Annotated in this window: 14 protein-coding genes; 5 read left to right on the top strand and 9 right to left on the bottom strand. The window is 42.0% G+C overall.

Annotated elements, in window-relative coordinates; genetic code table 11:
- Positions 1–50: 50 nt before the first annotated feature.
- The 4 genes from H9Y05_RS08260 to H9Y05_RS08245 all read right to left on the bottom strand — a co-directional run bounded on the left by H9Y05_RS08260 (position 51) and on the right by H9Y05_RS08245 (position 3,735).
- A complete protein-coding gene (locus H9Y05_RS08260) occupies positions 51–1,310 on the bottom strand; it encodes a nucleoside permease (protein ID WP_216714013.1) in 1,260 nt (419 codons plus the stop codon).
- 15 nt (positions 1,311–1,325) lie between these two features.
- Positions 1,326–1,913 carry a bifunctional nuclease family protein gene (locus tag H9Y05_RS08255; RefSeq protein WP_163489843.1) on the bottom strand — a complete coding sequence of 196 codons (588 nt, stop codon included), beginning with the start codon at positions 1,911–1,913 and terminating at the stop codon, positions 1,326–1,328.
- Positions 1,914–2,021: 108 nt separating this feature from the next.
- A complete protein-coding gene (locus H9Y05_RS08250) occupies positions 2,022–2,960 on the bottom strand; it encodes an electron transfer flavoprotein subunit alpha/FixB family protein (RefSeq protein ID WP_163489842.1) in 939 nt (312 codons plus the stop codon).
- 34 nt (positions 2,961–2,994) lie between these two features.
- On the bottom strand, positions 2,995–3,735 hold the full coding sequence (locus H9Y05_RS08245) for an electron transfer flavoprotein subunit beta/FixA family protein (RefSeq protein WP_163489841.1): 741 nt from the start codon (positions 3,733–3,735) through the stop codon (positions 2,995–2,997).
- Positions 3,736–3,956: 221 nt separating this feature from the next.
- Between H9Y05_RS08245 and leuS the strand changes: the two genes are divergently transcribed.
- The 4 genes from leuS (at position 3,957) to H9Y05_RS08225 (ending at position 12,152) form a co-directional block, all read left to right on the top strand.
- On the top strand, positions 3,957–6,776 hold the full coding sequence (gene leuS / locus H9Y05_RS08240; RefSeq protein WP_216714012.1) for a leucine--tRNA ligase: 2,820 nt from the start codon (positions 3,957–3,959) through the stop codon (positions 6,774–6,776).
- A 192-nt stretch (positions 6,777–6,968) separates the two neighbouring features.
- Positions 6,969–9,983, top strand: coding sequence for an amidohydrolase family protein (locus H9Y05_RS08235; RefSeq protein WP_216714011.1), 3,015 nt, complete (start codon positions 6,969–6,971; stop codon positions 9,981–9,983).
- 14 nt (positions 9,984–9,997) lie between these two features.
- A complete protein-coding gene (locus H9Y05_RS08230) occupies positions 9,998–11,305 on the top strand; it encodes an amidohydrolase family protein (RefSeq protein ID WP_163489838.1) in 1,308 nt (435 codons plus the stop codon).
- Positions 11,306–11,339: 34 nt separating this feature from the next.
- Entirely contained in the window at positions 11,340–12,152 is an 813-nt protein-coding gene (locus H9Y05_RS08225) for a UbiA prenyltransferase family protein (RefSeq protein WP_216714010.1), read from the top strand.
- Here H9Y05_RS08225 and H9Y05_RS08220 read toward each other — a convergent pair.
- Both H9Y05_RS08220 and H9Y05_RS08215 read right to left on the bottom strand, forming a co-directional pair.
- On the bottom strand, positions 12,114–12,824 hold the full coding sequence (locus H9Y05_RS08220; RefSeq protein ID WP_163489836.1) for a signal peptidase II: 711 nt from the start codon (positions 12,822–12,824) through the stop codon (positions 12,114–12,116). The genes H9Y05_RS08225 and H9Y05_RS08220 overlap by 39 nt on opposite strands.
- The gene (locus tag H9Y05_RS08215) at positions 12,811–13,191 is read right to left on the bottom strand and encodes a TraR/DksA family transcriptional regulator (RefSeq protein WP_163489835.1); all 381 of its coding nucleotides are present in this window, start codon (positions 13,189–13,191) and stop codon (positions 12,811–12,813) included. The genes H9Y05_RS08220 and H9Y05_RS08215 overlap by 14 nt, the downstream gene beginning before the upstream one ends.
- A gap of 427 nt (positions 13,192–13,618) precedes the next feature.
- Here H9Y05_RS08215 and H9Y05_RS08210 point away from each other — a divergent pair, with 427 nt between their 5' ends.
- The gene (locus tag H9Y05_RS08210; RefSeq protein ID WP_163489659.1) at positions 13,619–14,080 is read left to right on the top strand and encodes a hypothetical protein; all 462 of its coding nucleotides are present in this window, start codon (positions 13,619–13,621) and stop codon (positions 14,078–14,080) included.
- An 86-nt stretch (positions 14,081–14,166) separates the two neighbouring features.
- On the opposite strand, the gene H9Y05_RS08205 is transcribed toward H9Y05_RS08210, so the two are convergent.
- The 3 genes from H9Y05_RS08205 to H9Y05_RS08195 form a co-directional block, all read right to left on the bottom strand.
- Positions 14,167–15,732: a hypothetical protein gene (locus H9Y05_RS08205; protein WP_163489834.1), complete on the bottom strand. Its 1,566-nt coding sequence runs from the start codon at positions 15,730–15,732 to the stop codon at positions 14,167–14,169.
- Positions 15,733–15,741: 9 nt separating this feature from the next.
- The gene (purB, locus tag H9Y05_RS08200; RefSeq protein WP_163489833.1) at positions 15,742–17,097 is read right to left on the bottom strand and encodes an adenylosuccinate lyase; all 1,356 of its coding nucleotides are present in this window, start codon (positions 17,095–17,097) and stop codon (positions 15,742–15,744) included.
- Positions 17,098–17,410: 313 nt separating this feature from the next.
- Entirely contained in the window at positions 17,411–18,349 is a 939-nt protein-coding gene (locus H9Y05_RS08195; RefSeq protein ID WP_163489832.1) for a hypothetical protein, read from the bottom strand.
- Positions 18,350–18,425 lie beyond the last annotated feature (76 nt).

Below are 18,425 nucleotides of genomic sequence, written 5' to 3'. Positions count from 1 at the left end.
AAAAGAAGCACACTAAAAAACAAACTGGATATCAGACAATTAAAAACAAATCAATGCTGAATATGCTCCATCTGGCGAGGATCGTGTTTGTGCTTAAATAACAATGCAAAAAGCACCATTACAATAAAGGCGTATCCGGAGAATGTAAGCCATATACCCGTCCAATCTAACGAGCCGTTTGCAAGAATAAAATACTCATCAATAATAATCCCGCTGATGAAACTACCTAAAATAGCTCCCACTCCATTGGTCATCATCATAAACAATCCCTGTGCACTTGCCCGGATTTTAGGGCTGGCTGTCGTTTCAACAAACAATGACCCCGACACATTGAAAAAATCAAATGCCATTCCGTAAACAATACAGGAAAGAATGATCATCCACAACCCGTCCGCAGGATTTGCATAAGCCAGTAAGCCAAAACGCAATACCCAGGCAAACATACTCATCAGCATCACTTTCTTGATTCCGTAGCGTTTCAAAAAGAAAGGAATAGCCAGGATAAACAACGTTTCCGAGATTTGAGAAATCGACATAATAATGGTTGAATACTTTACAACCAGCAAATCGGCATATTGAGGAACGTTTTCAAAACTGGACACAAAATTATCGCCGTACATATTTGTCAGCTGTAAAGCAGCCCCCAGTAACATGGAAAAAACGAAGAACAACGCCATTTTGTAATCCGTCATCAGTTTGAGTGCGTCTTTGATAATATTCGCTTTCGCTTCCAATCCGTCAACTTTGTGTTGCGGCGGACATTTGGGCAAAGTCAATGCGTACACCGCCAGAATAATTCCTGCTATTGCAGAGATGTAAAACTGGCCTTCTGTCGCCTTGTTCCCGGTTAAATTAGTTGTCCACATTGCTGCAATGAACCCCACAGTACCCCACACGCGAATCGTAGGGAAAATTTTGATCACATCGCAATTTTGCGATTTCAGTGTCTGGTATGCAATGGAATTAGAAAGTGCCAGTGTAGGCATGTAACAAATCATTGCTGCCAGTACAATCCAAAAGAAAACAGAAGGATCGTCCACAGTCGGGAGAATGAGCATTGCAGCAGCATTTCCCAAATGAAGTATACTGTACAGGCGCTCTGCATTGATCCATTTATCGGCTACAAATCCGATCAATGTAGGCATAAACAACGCTGAAAGTCCCATTTTAGAGAAGATGGCTCCAAACTCTGCAAAGGTCCAATGAAGGGTTTTATCGCAATAAATCCCAATGGTGATCAGCCATGCTCCCCAGACGAAAAATTGGAGAAAGCTCATTGCAGTCAGCCGGAGTTTTATGTTTCCATACATAGGCGCGTAATTTTTCTAATTGGAAGTGCGTTTGTTGATTTCGTCTCTGATTTTGGAAGCCACTTCATATTCTTCGTTATTGATGGCTTCGTTTAATTTATTTTCCAACTCTTCCAACGAGAGATTCTGGTAGATATTTTTAGAGGAGGATTCCTGTTCAGCAGGTTCTTCGCTCATGGTATCGATCAGGTCTTCATCCAGCAAAATTCCTGCACTGGCCAAAATATTTTCCAGCGTAAAGACAGGAGCATTGAAGCGAACACCAATTGCGATTGCGTCAGAAGTACGCGCATCGATTTCGTACGTTTCTCCATTTTGCTCACAGACAATTTTGGAGAAGAAAATTCCCTCTACGAGGTTATAAATGATGATCTCTTTCACCTGGATATCAAAGGTAAGAGCGAATGATTTGAATAAATCGTGGGTCAACGGCCGTGTCGGTACCATTTTTTCCAATTCTATAGCGATTGCTTGTGCTTCAAATCCCCCGATGATAATCGGCAGTCTTCGTTTTCCACCCGATTCAGCCAATACAAGTGCATAGGCACCAGATTGCGTTTGACTATACGAAAGACCCGCGATCTCCAACTTAACCTTTTTCATTCAATCCGTAAAAGCGTTTTATCGTTTTGTTTATTTCAACAAAAATTAGGGAAGCATTCAGAATACTTCCCTAAAGATTTTTGTAAAGTTACTATTTTAAATCCGAAATCAGTTGGACGCTTTGAATTTTTTTATCGCCTCCGTCAATTTAGGAAGCACCTCAAATGCATCGCCTACCACTCCGTAATCAGCTGCTTTGAAGAATGGTGCTTCCGGATCTGTGTTGATCACAACGATCACTTTTGAACCGTTCACTCCTGCCAGGTGCTGAATCGCTCCTGAAATTCCTGCCGCAATGTACAGGTTCGGACGAATCGCAATTCCGGTCTGTCCTACGTGCTCATGGTGAGGTCTCCAACCAATATCTGAAACCGGACGGGAACAAGCTGTTGCAGCACCCAACGCTTTCGCCAGGTCTTCAACAATTCCCCAGTTTTCAGGACCTTTCAGACCACGCCCTGCAGAAACAACCAATTCCGCTTCAGGCAGTGGAATCTCTCCTTCCGGTTGCTTTGTTGACAATACTTTTACTTTTGCGTCACCTGCATTTCCTGCAAACGCCTCAACAGTGGCACTTCCACCAATGTTTTCAGGCTGAATGGAATTCGGAAGCAACGAAATGATTTTTTTCGCTGAATTCACTTTGACACTTCCAAACGCTTTTCCGGAGAATACGTTTACTTTGATTGTTCCGTCTGCATCCGGCAACGCAATTGCCCCGGACACCAATCCTGCTTTCAAACGAACAGAAAGACGCGGTGCAACATTTTTAGCTACATGGTCGTGTGAAAACACAATCGTATTTGCTCCTACCTGGTCAGCGGCATTCGCAATCAGACGTGTCAATTGCTGATCATCCGCATCCACCAACGTTTTATCAACCAATACTTTTGACGCTCCGTACTCCCCTAATTTTGCAAGTGAAGCATCGTCAACGTTACCGTTTGTTACAACCGTTACATCTCCTAATTTCTTTCCGTATGTGACGGTCTCGAATGCATTTTTACCGATTCCGTGTGCGCTGTTTATATATACTAAAACTGACATATTTCAATGTTTAAATAATGAATAAAGAACCAAATCAGATTACTTTCGCTTCGTTATGAAGTAAAGCAACCAATTCATCCATATTGTTCGGATCAATCAACTTAACAGATGATTTCGCCGGAGGAGTAGTATAGCCTGTAAAGCTCGTCAAATCTTCCACCTGAACAGCAGGAATCACTGTCAATGGCTTTGTTCGTGCAGCCATGATACCACGCATATTCGGAATGCGTTGTTCCGCCATCCCTTTTGCACAGGAAACAACAGCAGGCAATGTTACTTCAACGGACTGGATTCCTCCCAGGTATTCTTTTTCCAATTTCAACGTTGTTCCGTCAACATCCAGTTTTGTCGCCAACGATACAAACGGCATATCCAACGCTTCAGCAATCATTCCTCCTACCTGGGAACCGTTGTACTGAATTGTTTCCTTTCCTGTAAGAATCAGATCAAAACCATTGCTTTTTGCATAGTCAGCAATCTGAGCAGCCGTATAATATGCATCCTTCGGATCCGCATCAACACGTACCGCCTCGTCAGCACCAATTGCCAATGCTTTTCGGATAACCGCTTCGTCAGCAGCAGCACCAACCGTGATGATTGTTACCGTCCCACCGATTGTTTCTTTCAGTTCCAATGCTCTTACCAGTGCATACCACTCATCGTAAGGATTGACAATATACTGAACACCGTTTTCATCAAACTTTGAATTACCATCTGTGAAGGCAATTTTTGAAGTTGTATCAGGTGACTTTGAGATACCTACAAGTATTTTCATCTTTTTCTCGTTTAATTTTCTATTAACGTCGACAAATTTAATAAATTAAAAATAGAAAAACCATAACATAAAAGAGGGATTTTCAAAAAAATATTATGCACTCATAGTTTCTCTTTTGAAATGGGAAGAACTTTCCGGATCGGGTTCTCAATTTTACGTTCTTCCATCCTCCTGTCTTCAATTTCAGTTATCTTTGCACAAAAAAATTAGAATCAGCAGTAATGGAATACAATTTTAACGCAATCGAGCAAAAGTGGAGAAAATTCTGGGCGGACAACAAAACGTACAAAGTCTTTGAACATCCTGAAAAAGAGAAATTTTACGTGTTGGACATGTTTCCTTATCCATCCGGAGCAGGATTACACGTAGGACACCCACTCGGATACATTGCTTCGGATGTGTATGCCCGTTACAAACGTCTGAAAGGATTCAACGTCCTGCATCCGATGGGATACGATTCTTTCGGACTGCCGGCAGAACAATATGCCATTCAAACCGGGCAACATCCGGAAAAAACGACCAAAGAAAACATCGCCCGTTACCGGGAACAATTGGATAAAATCGGTTTTTCATTTGACTGGGACCGGGAAGTACGCACTTCTTCTCCTGAATATTACAAATGGACACAATGGATTTTTAACGAATTGTTCGACAGCTGGTACAATACCACAACCGATCAAGCGGAACCAATTGCTGCATTAATTGCCCTTTTTGAACAAGAAGGAAATGCAACAGTCACTGCTGTTCACGACCATCCGGAAGTATTTACAGCAGCAGATTGGAATACGTATTCCGAACTGAAAAAAGAGGAAGTCCTGCAAAATTACCGCCTGACATACCTGGCCGATTCATGGGTCAACTGGTGCCCAGCATTGGGTACCGTACTGGCGAACGATGAAGTAATCAACAGTGTTTCCGAGCGAGGAGGTCATCCGGTGGAGCAAAAACTGATGCGTCAATGGTCGATGCGGATCAAAGCCTATGCGGAACGTTTGCTAACCGGGTTGAATGAACTGGAATGGACCGATTCTATCAAGGACATGCAACGCAACTGGATTGGTAAATCCAAAGGTGCTTCGGTTTTCTTTTCCCTTTCACAAAAGAATGCCTCCCAACCATCCATTGAAGTATTTACCACACGTCCTGATACCATTTTTGGTGTTTCGTTTCTGGTACTTGCACCGGAACATCCGTTGGTAGATGAAATCACAACACCGGAATTTGCGGAAGCAGTTGCTGAATACAAACGAGTGGCTTCATTGAAATCAGAACGGGACCGTCAGTCGGATGTGAAAAACATTACCGGGCAGCTGACAGGAGCAAAAGTCATCCACCCGTTTACCGGAGCAGAAGTAGATATCTGGATTGCTGATTACGTTCTTGCCACTTACGGAACCGGGGCTGTAATGGCCGTTCCATGCGGAGATCAACGCGACTGGGATTTTGCAACACATTTTTCCATTCCGATTACAAACATTTTCCAGGATAAGGATATTTCAGAAGCTGCATACACCGAAAAAGACGCAGTGATTGCCAACAGTGATTTCCTGAACGGGCTGGAAGCGAAAGCAGCAATCGAAAAAGCAATTGAAGTCATTGAACAAAAGGGAATCGGGAAAGGAAAAACAAATTACCGTCTGCGCGATGCGGTGTTTTCCCGTCAACGTTACTGGGGAGAACCATTTCCGGTGTATTACCAGGGTGGTATTCCGAAGACCATTGCTGTTGAACACTTACCGGTAATTTTACCGGAAGTGGAAAAGTACCTGCCGACGGAAGACGGACAACCACCATTGGGAAATGCAACCGTGTGGGCATGGGACACTGTGAGTAACACCGTTGTTGAAAATTCACGCATTGACAACCAAACGATTTTCCCACTGGAACTAAACACCATGCCTGGATGGGCTGGAAGTTCCTGGTATTTCCTGCGCTATACCGATCCGACAAATGCATCGGAATTTGCATCAAAAGCAGCAGTGGATTACTGGAAAAATGTGGATTTGTACATCGGGGGATCCGAGCACGCGACCGGACACTTGTTGTATGCCCGTTTCTGGACAAAATTCCTGTTCGACAGAGGATACATTCCATTTGAAGAGCCGTTTCAGAAGATGATCAACCAGGGAATGATTTTGGGAAGGAGTTCGTTTGTGTATAGAAATTCTGAGGGTCAATATATCTCTAAAGGTAAGTTGGCAGGGAATGAAATTCCCATCCACGTTGACATTTCACTTGTTGATAATGATCAATTAGACATCGAAGGGTTTAAAAACTGGCGTTCGGATTATGCCAATGCGGAGTTTATTCTGGAAGATAACGGAACGTACATTTGCGGAAGTGAAGTAGAAAAAATGTCCAAGTCTAAATTTAATGTTCAAACACCAGACGAATTGGTTGAAAAATTCGGAGCCGATACACTGCGTTGCTACGAAATGTTCTTAGGACCAATCGAACAGGCAAAGCCTTGGGATACAAAAGGAATCAACGGGGTCTCCAACTTCCTGCGCAAGTTGTGGCGTTTGTTCAACATCGATGAGAACGGAATTGCACAACTGGACAGCGGGGAACCAACAAAAGACAATTTAAAAACATTGCACAAGACGATCAAAAAGGTAACGGATGACCTGGAACGCTATTCGTTCAATACCTGTGTTTCCAACTTTATGATCTGCGTGAATGAATTGACGGAGCAAAAGTGTAACAATAAATACATACTGGATCAAGTGGTGATCATGCTTTCTCCGTATGCTCCTCACATCGCAGAAGAATTGTGGCAGCGATCAGGAAATGAAGCAGGAACAGTCACCACTGCCCTATTCCCGGTTTTCAATGAAGAATACCTGGTTGAAAGCAGTATTGAGTACCCGGTTTCTTTCAACGGGAAAATGCGTTTCAAGATTGCATTGGCAGCTACACTTTCAGTGAAGGAAGTAGAACAAGCCGTATTGACTTCATCGGAAGCAGCAAAATACCTGGAGGGAAATACTCCTAAAAAAGTGATCGTTGTTCCCGGTAAAATTGTGAATATTGTCTTGTAAATAATCTCATTAGCGGGAAGCCGCACATCATCTTTTGCTCAAATTTGCACATGCACATATTGCGATATGACGGTATCGCGATATGTGCATATCAGTATCTGTAAGACGCACCAGAAACCAGTGTTTTTTACGGATAAAATTGTCTGTATTGTACAATTTTATAACTTAGTCCACTGAAATTTATCAAACTATATGAAGTTATTTCTCCTTACCTTGTTTACAGGGATCGGATCTGTTTTATTATTTGGTCAGGACCGTCCGCAGAATGGGGTTGCTCCATCTTTTCCGGATGCATACATTCTGAAGAATGCGACTATTATTGTTTCCCCTCAAAAGACAATCAGTAACGGGTACATTCTTATTGAAAAAGGAAAAGTAAAGGATATCGGAAACATTTTATTGAAACCCGCAAACGCTGTTGAAATTGACTGCAAGGGGAAAACAATTGTTCCCGCATTTATTGATCTGGACACGGACCTCGGGATGCAAAAACCTCCGTCTGCGGAGCGAAGAGACCGAACACCGCAAATTGACTCGAAAAAAGAACAGTTCTTTTCCTGGAATGATGCAGTCCGGCCGGAATTCTTATCCGCGGAAAATTACAAAACGAATGAAACAGACAATGAAAAACTGGCAAAAGCCGGGTTCGGATTTGCATTAACACATCTCAATGACGGCATCGTACGTGGAACCGGCTCTGTTATTGCACTCGGAAGTCACCCCGTCTTATCTTCTTTATTTGCAGCCAATGTATCCACACATTTCTCACTGGAAAAAGGTTCTTCCCGTCAAACATATCCTTCTTCTCAAATGGGAAGTATTGCCTTGTTGCGTCAAACACTGTATGATGTAAAATGGTATCAGAAACATGCAGACAATGCAACAGTTAATTTATCATTGGAAGCATTGGCAAAACAACTGGAGAAACCCATTTTCTTTTCTACTTCGGAAGCTCTGGAAATTTTAAGAGGTGATAAAATCGCACACGAATTTCATCTGAAGTTTAACTTTTACGGAAGCGGTAATGAATACCAACACATCGATGCTATTAAAAAAACAGGAGCAACAATCATCATCCCCGCTCATTTCCCGGATGCCTACAATGTCTCCGACCCTTATATCAATATGGAGATTCCGCTGAAAGAATTAAAACACTGGGAATTGGCACCAAGTAACCCTTATTTACTTGCTTCCAACGGAATTCCGATCTGTTTTACATTTGGAAAGAATAAATCGGAGAAAGAGTTCTGGACAAATATCCGAAAAGCAATGGAACGGGGATTATCGTTCGAACAGACATTGACAGCGCTAACCATTACTCCGGCAAAAACAATCGGATTGGAAAAAGAAACGGGAACACTCGAGATCGGAAAGATCGCTTCATTCTCTGTTTATTCCGAGAATCCGTTTGAAAAAGAAGCAGATTTGCTGGAAACATGGACCTTTGGTCAACCAAAATTATACAAAGAGGCAGCAATTGACGGACTGGATGGAAATTACCGGATATTGGTTGAAAACAAGACCTATAACGTTGATATTACTAAAAAAGGGAGCGGATACGAAGGGAAGCAGACCAATGCAGTGAAAAAAGAATACGAAAAAGTAGCTGTAAGTGTTAGTTCCAATGACATTACCATCCAACTGAAGGATTCCATCAACGGAATCATCGGAACGATACTGCTGCACGGGAAAATCAATTCAAAAGTAGGCGTTTTTGAGGGAGAGGGAACGGATGTAAGTGGCAAATGGGTGAAGTGGAACGCGATCAAACACAAGAAAATTGATGCAGATAAAAAGAATAAAACACTGGTCACAGATTCACTCTACAAAAACAAAATCTGGTTTCCGAACATGGCGTATGGTTATGATTCTCTGCCAAAACAACAATCATATATCATTAAAAATGTGACAGCCTGGACCAACGAAGCAGAAGGAATCGTGAAAAATGCAACTGTTATTGTTGAAAATGGGAAAATTCATTACGTGGGAACCGGAAATTTTAAAAAACCGGTCAATGCGGTAGAAATTGACGGAACAGGAATGCATCTGACAACCGGAATTATTGATGAACATTCGCATATCGCAATATCGCGGGGTGTCAACGAGGGAGGACAGTCGGTTTCAGCAGAAGTTTCTATTGGTGACGTGGTCAGAAACAACGACATCAACATTTACCGGCAACTTGCAGGAGGTGTGACAACATCTCAACTACTACACGGATCCGCTAACGCCATCGGCGGGCAATCTGCCATCATTAAATTGAAATGGGGATATACACCGGATGAGATGCTCGTTCCGAATGCACCGAAGTTCATCAAATTTGCATTAGGAGAAAATGTAAAACAAAGTAACTGGGGAGAAGAACAAACCATTCGTTTTCCGCAGACGAGAATGGGGGTTGAACAGGTATACGTAGACGCATTCTCACGCGCTCAGAAATACATGGAGGAAAAATCCAAAGGAAAAAAAGACAGTCACCGCGTTGATCTGGAGTTGGAAGCACTGGCGGAAATTCTGAACAAAGAACGGTTCATTACCTGCCATTCTTATATTCAATCGGAAATCAACATGTTGATGAAAGTAGCGGATACGTTCGGATTCCATGTCAATACATTTACACATATTCTGGAAGGATACAAAGTGGCCGACAAAATGCTTAAACACGGGGCGGGTGCTTCTACATTTGCCGATTGGTGGGCCTATAAGTTTGAAGTGCTGGATGCCATTCCGTACAATGCCTCACTGATCCACGAACAGGGAGTCGTAGTAGCCATTAATTCGGATGATGCGGAAATGGGAAGACGTCTGAACCAGGAAGCGGCAAAAGCAATGAAGTACGGAGGCATGAAAGAAGAAGATGCCTGGAAAATGGTTACACTGAATCCTGCGAAATTGCTACATCTGGATGATCGTTTGGGAAGTATGAAAGTTGGAAAAGATGCCGATCTGGTCTTGTGGACTGACAATCCGCTTACCATTACAGCCATTCCTGAAACAGTCTTTATTGACGGTATTTTATTCTTCGACAGAAAACAGGATCTGGAAAGACAAGCACGCAATCAAAAAGAAAAAGCACGAATTATTTCAAAAATGCTGGAATCCAACAATTCCGGAGGAGAGAAAAAGACGTTCCAACCGACCGAACCCAAGTTTTTCCATTGCGACACATTCGGAGAAGAAGGAAGTAGTGAACACAACGGACATTAAGAAAATAAATACATATGCTATTGAATAAACGGAATAACAGCTTTGTAAACAGTATACTTATCATCTCCATATTGTTAGGATGTACAACTGCTTCAGCACAGGAAAAAACAATGTTACTGAAGAACGGCTACCTACATACGGGCAACGGAGATATTATTGCCAGCGCGGCAATCGGAATAAAAAACGGAACAATTGTTTTACTGAAAAATTCACTAGCATACAGCCACTCCGTTTCCGATTGGGACACAATTATTGACCTGAAAGGGAAACACGTTTACCCGGGATTTGTTGCTGCCAATTCCACATTGGGATTGACAGAAATTGATGCCGTTCGGGCAACCCGGGATTTTCACGAAACAGGAATTTACAACCCGCACGTGCGCTCGCAAATTGCTTACAATGTAGAATCTGAAGTCATCCGGACGGTTCGTTCCAATGGTGTTTTGCTGTGTCAACCTACGCCAAGAGGAGGAGTGATTTCCGGAACTTCTTCCATTATGGCCATGGACGGGTGGAACTGGGAAGACGCAACCATTCTGGCAAATGACGGAGTACATATCAATTGGCCGAACAGTACGCAACGCATGGCGGACAACAGGGCCATTCAGGAGAAATCCAAAGACTATGGAACACAAAAACAGGAACTCTATTCCTTTTTTGAAGCCGCATCTTCATATGCAAGTACTAAAAAACCGGAAAAAGATTTGCGTTATGAAGCCATGACTGATTGCTTCCGCGAAAAGAAACGCGTATATTTTCACGCTGACGACCTGCAGCAATTGAATGACATCATTGATTTCGTCCAATATTTCAAACTCTCCGCACCTGTTATTGTCGGTGGATACGATGCCGCACTTGTAGCAAGGAAACTGAAAGACGCAAAAATCGCTGTGATGCTGTACCGACCGCACAGCCTGCCGAAAAGAGAAGAAGAAGCCGTAAATCAACCGTATTCAACCGCATTCAAACTGCAGGAAGAAGGAGTGTTATTCTGTATTCAGAATGAAGGGGACATGGAAGCGATGAATGCCCGCAACCTTCCGTTTCTGGCAGGAACAGCTCACGCGTATGGATTGACGGAAGAACAAGCAATTGCTGCAGTTTCACTCAATGCATGTAAAATCATCGGGATTGACAAAAAATACGGAAGTATTGAAACCGGTAAATCAGCAACATTATTTGTTTCTGACGGAAATGCCCTCGATATGCGCACCAATAATGTCACATTCGCTTTAATTGATGGGAAAATTGTTGATCTGGGTAACAAACAAAAAGATTTATACATCAAATACAAACAGAAATACCAACAAGGGATAAAATGATTCCTTACCTTTGAAAAAAGGATGAATAAACACAATGCAGTTCTTCCGGCGAATCGGTTATTTTTTGGTTGCTTCCAACCTGGTGGTCAGTTTTTCAGGAGGTTTTCTGGCATTTGGTATCGCACGTCATTTTTCACTGGAACATCCTCTTAGGTATGCAAGTATCCTGTTCTTACTTATATTTGCTGTCTATACCCTGCAGCGCATTGTTGATCAATCCGGGTTTTCGGCATCGGAACCATCTGTCTGGGGAAATGCTACAGCTATCCCGGTTGTATTCAGCCTGGTTGCCCTGCTTGGAGCATTTATTTTGGGAATTTCGGTCTTTCATTTCAGTCCTTCCCTTGTTTTTCTTTCCGTGTTCTTTTCGTTTCTGTGTTACTGGTACACCGTTCCTTTTTTCGGGCAGAAATTACGGGAAATTCCGGGGATAAAGATCGTCGTTACAGCTATGACATGGAGCTATGGATGTGTTGTATTTCCTCTCATAAATGAAGGTATTCCGCTACAGGAAACCCTCTTATTTTCCCTTTTATTCTTCCTTTACCTCACAGCAATTATTCTTCCCTTTGACATCCGGGATGTACACATTGATGACGTGCATCACAGTACCGTACCCCAACGCATCGATATCCCGTTGACAAAACTCCTTGGCACGGTTCTGCTGATTGGTTTTACCGCAGGAAACATCGGGTATCGATTTATCGCAGTAGACAACTGGATATTCCACATCGCAGTAGCGTTGCAGCTATTGTTCCTGTTGTTTACATCGGAGAAAAGAGGTTACTTTTTCTTTGGCTGTATTGATTTATTGATGATGCTCCTCGGTTGGAGTTACCTGCTCTGATTGCTGTTCCTTTTTCTTTGGAAAGAAGCGTTTGTTCCAGATCAGGATGACGAGAATTCCGATAGAAATGGCTGCATCCGCAAGGTTCCAGATCGCAGGGAAAACCGGTTTTCCGCCAACAACAGGTGTTCCTTCCGGCCAGGTAGCGTCAAACTTAAACATATCCACTACATTTCCGAATAAAAATCCCCTCGGTTTGGTTTCTATTTTCTCTGTAAATCCCCAGACATTGCATTCCGTCCAGATACCTGACCCTTCCTGAATATTATACGGGAAACACGGATCATACGGAAAATAATAATCGTAGTACATGGAATCCAGTAAATTTCCCATCGCACCGGCAATGATCAACCCCAGAGGAACGAGAAAACTCAATTTCATACCTTCCCGGGCTTTTTTGACCCAGTAATAAATCAACGCACCGACCGCAATGATCCGGAAGATACTCAGCGCCAGTTTATGCCATGCTTTGTTTCCAAAGGACGTACCAAATGCCATCCCCCGATTTTCGATGTATTCCATTACAAACCAATCACCAAATACGGGATGAACTTCTCCCAACTGGAAATTGTTTTTAACGTAGATTTTCAACCATTGATCAAGCAATAGGAGAAGGACAATCATCCCTCCTACGATCAATAAATTACGTTTTACAGTATTACTTTTGTTCATTGTTCTTTGCTTCGATACTCAATGTAGCGTGAGGAACTAACAATAAACGTTCTTTTTGAATTTTCTTACCCGTAACGCGGCAGATTCCGTATGTTTTGTTTTCAATACGGATCAACGCATTGTGTAAATTCTGGATGAATTTCTCCTGACGCGATGCCAACTGGGCAACTTCTTCACGGGAAAGTGTGTCTGAACCGTCTTCCATCATATTAAAAGTACGACCAGTATCATTGGTTCCATGGTCATCCGTATGCGACAACGAACCTTTCAACAACTTCAAGTGCTCCTGAGCTTCCGCTAATTTTTGTTCGATCAACACTTTGAATTCTTCCAACTCGGCATCTGAATATCTGGTAGTTTCTTTCATATCATCTCCTTGTTTTTATAAGAACATTCTATATGTCCTCCGATTGATTAAGTCAGCAAAAATAGCATTTTATTCGATATTACCAAGTTGTAGAAACGTTAATTGATCGTTGCGTTTCTTATTTATCAACAAGGGGCGGAATTCAGGATATAACAAAGGCGAAGAAAAAAATTAAGGCATTAAAATGGAAGAGTTACACCCCTTCTCCTTACTCTCCAACCCAAAGGGGGATAGCATTTCATCCGCCCGCTCTAACTGGTACTCAATAATCGTTTAAATGTCCCGTTTTTGAGTGCACCGGCAGAAAAAAGCCCGTGATTTTTTACCATTTCCGATTATTGTCTTATTTTCGCGGCAACAACTAAACGTTAACATCTCAAAAAGATTACTACGTTATTTTTTATTAATCAGTTTTAAAACCAAAATGATGAACAAAAGAAGTTTGGCTATAGCGGCCATTACCGGGATGTGTTCTGCATTTATGTTCGTAAGTTGTAAGAAAGACGGATGTACGGATGCAGCAGCTACCAATTACGAAGAAAAAGCAAAAAAGGATGACGGAAGCTGTAAGTATGCAGTAACAGACTCACGGGACCAAATTGTAGGAAATTACCTGATCACAGACAGTGTATTTGTAGGGGGCGTATTTTCTGAACAGAAAGTGTATGTGCTCCAGGTAACAAAAGGAGGAACAAAGAAAGATACGCTTTACATCAATAACTTCTGGAATGAAGGAGGTAGCCTTCAGGCAATTACTGCAGGAACAAATTTCTCTATTCCTTCACAAACGGGACTTTCCGGTTTAGGGAAGGTAACAGGAAGTACGATGACCTTTACAATTGAGCAAGGCGGAGGTTCGGAACACAAAGGTAAGGGAACAAAACAATAACACCTGTAACGAATAAGGAAAGGGCGACCCAATTCAATTGGATCGCCCTTTCTGTTTTTTTCTAATGGGGTCACACGATTAAGCGACTATTTGAAATTCAGAATTCCGTACAATTCTTTTCCTTTATAAGCGGTATACAACAGCATCTCTTTGGAATTCAGGTCAATTTTAAACTGTTTCGGAACTGCAATGGTCTTCGTGTCTTTTCGTCCAAACAACATATAACGGTCCTGCATTCCGGTTACCAGGTCGATCTCTGTCATGGAAACGGTATTGTGCTTCAGATTAAAGCGGGAAGAATAGACATGATCAGGGAGATACCTTCCATTGTTATCATAGTTGTCCACATTGTCGTTGAAGATCAGGCGGATTTTATTTCCGTCAACAATACTTGCAAAGGAACTGTAAGGTCCGCCGTCGTTGGAAGAAATCTGTGATTTTCTAACTTTTTCAATCCAGTCAAATTGCCCTGACTGCCCGATTTTGAAAACGACAATATCATTGTAATAATACGTATAACTGAATGTAACCATGCTACGCGTATCTGAGAACGAACGGACAACGACATAATTCTGTTCCATAATCCCGATCATACTCCCATCCGGTAACAGTTGTGCTTCACGCATTTGATAATTGTACAATGCAGGTTCTTCCTTTCCTCTGCTGGCCCGTTTTTCAGCCCGCTCAATTTCCTTATCCGACCAATCTTCAGTAATAAAATTCTTTCCGAACTCCTGGAACCCTTCCTGTATAACTTTTTGATTCCGGAAGTCCAGTTTCATAAAAAAGGCCCCCTGAATCCCTCTGAATTCATTACTTCCATACACTCCGGTAATGGTAAATGCCGTACTGTCATCTGTATTCACTGACATGGCTTCAATCCGTTTACCGCCCAAATGCATGGTGTAGCGATCCAATCCTTCATCATTACTCACCTGATAAATGTGCATCGCTTTGTAGATGATATCAGATTGTCCGGCCTTTCGGTTTTCATTTCGTTCAAATTCTTTTACCACAAAGAAGTAATGACCGGTATTGCTCAGCAGGTGACTCGTAATCTGAGAGTAACGGGATTCGAACGGAACCTCGTATTCTCCTTCATCCACTTGTTTGAATTTATGATCGTAGACGGCATAACCATATACATCCCGGTCTTTTTTCTTCCCGACCAACAACCACAGGACAGCAAAATACTTTTTGTCTTTTGACTGAATAATTTTGATCGGCTCTTTGGACATTCCCTTCAGGAGTTCATATTCTGCTAACAGGATGGCATCTCCTTTCGGTTCCAGCTCATAGCTGTATTGCTGAAGAAAAACCTGTTCCTTTCCATCCCGCACATTGGTTAGAATGACGGCAGGATGCTCGTCAATGATCAATACCCGTTCAAAATTGGCAATGTTATTATTGACAGAAATAGAAACCCGCTTTGTTTTCGTTTCTTTCAGATCATCAAATCGTGAAAGGTAGTAACCTCCAAAAATACCTCCTCCTTTCCAGCGAAGGGTATAAAAATCCTTGCTGTGAAACGGCAGCAGCTCTATCAAATGCCCCGATCTTCCTTCCAGTTCTCCCCATTCCAGCATCTTCTCCTGAGCTACCAGTGTAAGGTGGCTGATGCATAAAAAGACGGCTGTAAGGAACTTATTCATAGGCGTTTTTTATTTTACTAATTGAATTCCTGTGTAGTTATGCGGTGAAATTCGTTTTAATTCTTCTTTCAGCGCTTCACTGATTATTAATGTATCAACGAATGAATGTACGGTTTCTTTTGTTACGCGCTCATTTTTTCTTGTCAATCCTTTCAATGCTTCGTACGGTTTTTCAAATCCTTCCCGTCGCAGGATGGTTTGAATAGCCTCTGCCACTACCGCCCAATTATCCTCCAGGTCATCGTGGAAAGCCTGTTCATTTAATAATAACTTTTCCAATCCCGTCAGCGTTGCTTTGAACGCGATAAACGTGTGTGCAAAAGGCATACCAATTGTACGTAAAACGGTTGAATCTGTCAAATCGCGTTGCAGTCTTGAAACCGGCAATTTGATTGATAAGTGTTCAAACAATGCGTTGGCGATCCCGATGTTTCCTTCGGAATTTTCAAAATCGATTGGGTTTACCTTATGTGGCATTGCCGAAGAACCAATTTCTCCTTCTTTGAGTTTTTGCTTGAAATAATCCTGTGAAATGTAGGTCCACATGTCTCTGTCCAGGTCCAGGATAATGGTATTAATGCGTTTCAACCCATCAAACAATGCAGCGATATTATCGTAATGCTCAATTTGCGTTGTTGTTTGCGAACGATTCAATCCCAGTTTGTTGTTTACGAAGTCATTTCCGAATGCCACCCAATCGTGGTGCGGAAAAGCGACGTGGTGCGCGTTAAAGTTTCCTGTTGCTCCGCCGAATTTTGCAGAATAAGGGATCTGTTTTAACAAATCCAACTGACGTTCAATACGCTCTTCAAACACTTGGATTTCTTTCCCTAAACGCGTCGGAGATGCCGGCTGTCCATGTGTTCGCGCCAACATCGGGATATCTTTCCATTCGTTTTTCAATGCGTTCAGTTTGTTCAGCAACTGCTGTAACAATGGCAGGTATTGTTCATTCACAGCGTCTTTCAGGGACAAAGGAACAGCTGTGTTATTGATATCTTGGGATGTCAGACCAAAGTGCACAAATTCGAGGTACGCTTCCAATCCGAGCTGCTGCATCTTTTCTTTCAGGAAGTATTCCACTGCCTTCACATCGTGGTTGGTTGTTTTCTCTGTGTTCTTGATCCACAAAGCATCTTCCTCTGAGAAATTGGTACAGATTGCTCTCAGTTCGGTGAACTTATCTTTCGGAAACGGTTGCAGCGGTTCAATTCCTGCTTCTACCAAAGCAATGAGGTATTCTACTTCAACAATTACCCTGTATTTGATCAATCCGAATTCAGAGAAGTACGGTTGAAGTTCATTTGTCTTACGTTGATAGCGCCCGTCGATCGGCGAGATAGCTGTTAAACTGCTCAATTCCATTTTTTAGTTTCCGTTTAAAATCTGCAATACTCAAGTTTGCAAAAAAGTAAGGTGCAAAGATAGAAAATTTAGAGGAACTTTCCGCGGAAAGGATAAACAATACTGTTCGCAGAAAAAACAGGTGACTTCGGCTGGTGATAGCTGATCTTTTTCAGTAATTTTATGCTTTATTCTCCTACTTTCCGGATTTTTTTGAGGATGAAATCAGCTCTAATAAAAAAAGAGACCGCCGTTTCCACGTACGATCTCTTTTCAATATATTTCTTGAAATTAAAACATCCCGGATATGGATGATTTATTTCTTTTACTTTCCTTATAATTTTACAGAATAGTCGTCTGCTTTTCTGTCTTCACCAACGAATGCAATTACTTTCTCTCCTGTACGAACTCTGTAGTACAATGTAAGACTTGTTTTTCCAGGTTGAACATCAGATGGTTTTTCTCCGAATGAAGAATCGTAATCAGGGATTGAATAACCATATTCTGAAATCAGGTATGGCAAGTTTACCCATGCTTTTTCAGTCTTGGAAGAGTTATCGATATCCAATTCCAATTTCACGAAGCTGTATCCTTCCATTCCAGGGTTTGCAGAGTGGAAATTTTTAACTTTGTCATCATTTGCATTGAAAGTCACGCTTTTGAATGTATATGTTTTCGTCATTCCGAAGATGATATCTTCAATTGCATGAGAAGCGCTCAACGCAACTGTTTTTTCTGCAGGAGCTTCCATTTTCTTCAATGGCAACAATGACTCGATATTTTCTTTGCTCAAATCGATTGCTCCATCTTTAGTACTTGCCCCCAGGTACAGGTTATCCAATTTCGTATCTACCGGAACGCTGAATACTGCGTAACCTGTTTCGAAAGTAGACATAAGAGCCTGTAATGTTGGACCTGTCGCAAGAGAAACACTTGCAGGATATGTTTTTTTAGTAGAAGAATCAAACAGCCCAAGATTGGTTTCCATCATTCCGATATCTACACTACCATCTGTTGATTGGATAGAGAACTCTACTTTCACCAATTTGTCATCTCCGCTGTTCGGGCTGAAATCTTCTTTTCCATCCCAGTCGTCAGTCACCAGTGATAAGCTAATCATATTGAATACAGGTTCTCCCTCTTCATTATTTTTTGCATTCAGGAATCCCTTTACATTCGACGTATATTCCGTCTCTTTGCTCTCAGGAGTTCGGGAACAAGAAGTTGCCAACAGGGCCCCTCCGATAAACAAGCATAAAATTTGTTTTTTCATTGTACAGTATATTTGTTTTATGAGTATGCAAATATAGCTATCCAAATGTGCCCGGAACGTTTACCAGACTATAAAT

Origin of the sequence: Taishania pollutisoli, from assembly GCF_014518315.1 — a bacterium.
Classification (GTDB): Bacteria; Bacteroidota; Bacteroidia; order Flavobacteriales_D; family Crocinitomicaceae; genus Taishania; species Taishania pollutisoli.
The sequence above is the reverse complement of the archived record's forward strand: the minus strand, read 5'-3'. Positions and strand labels throughout refer to the sequence as shown.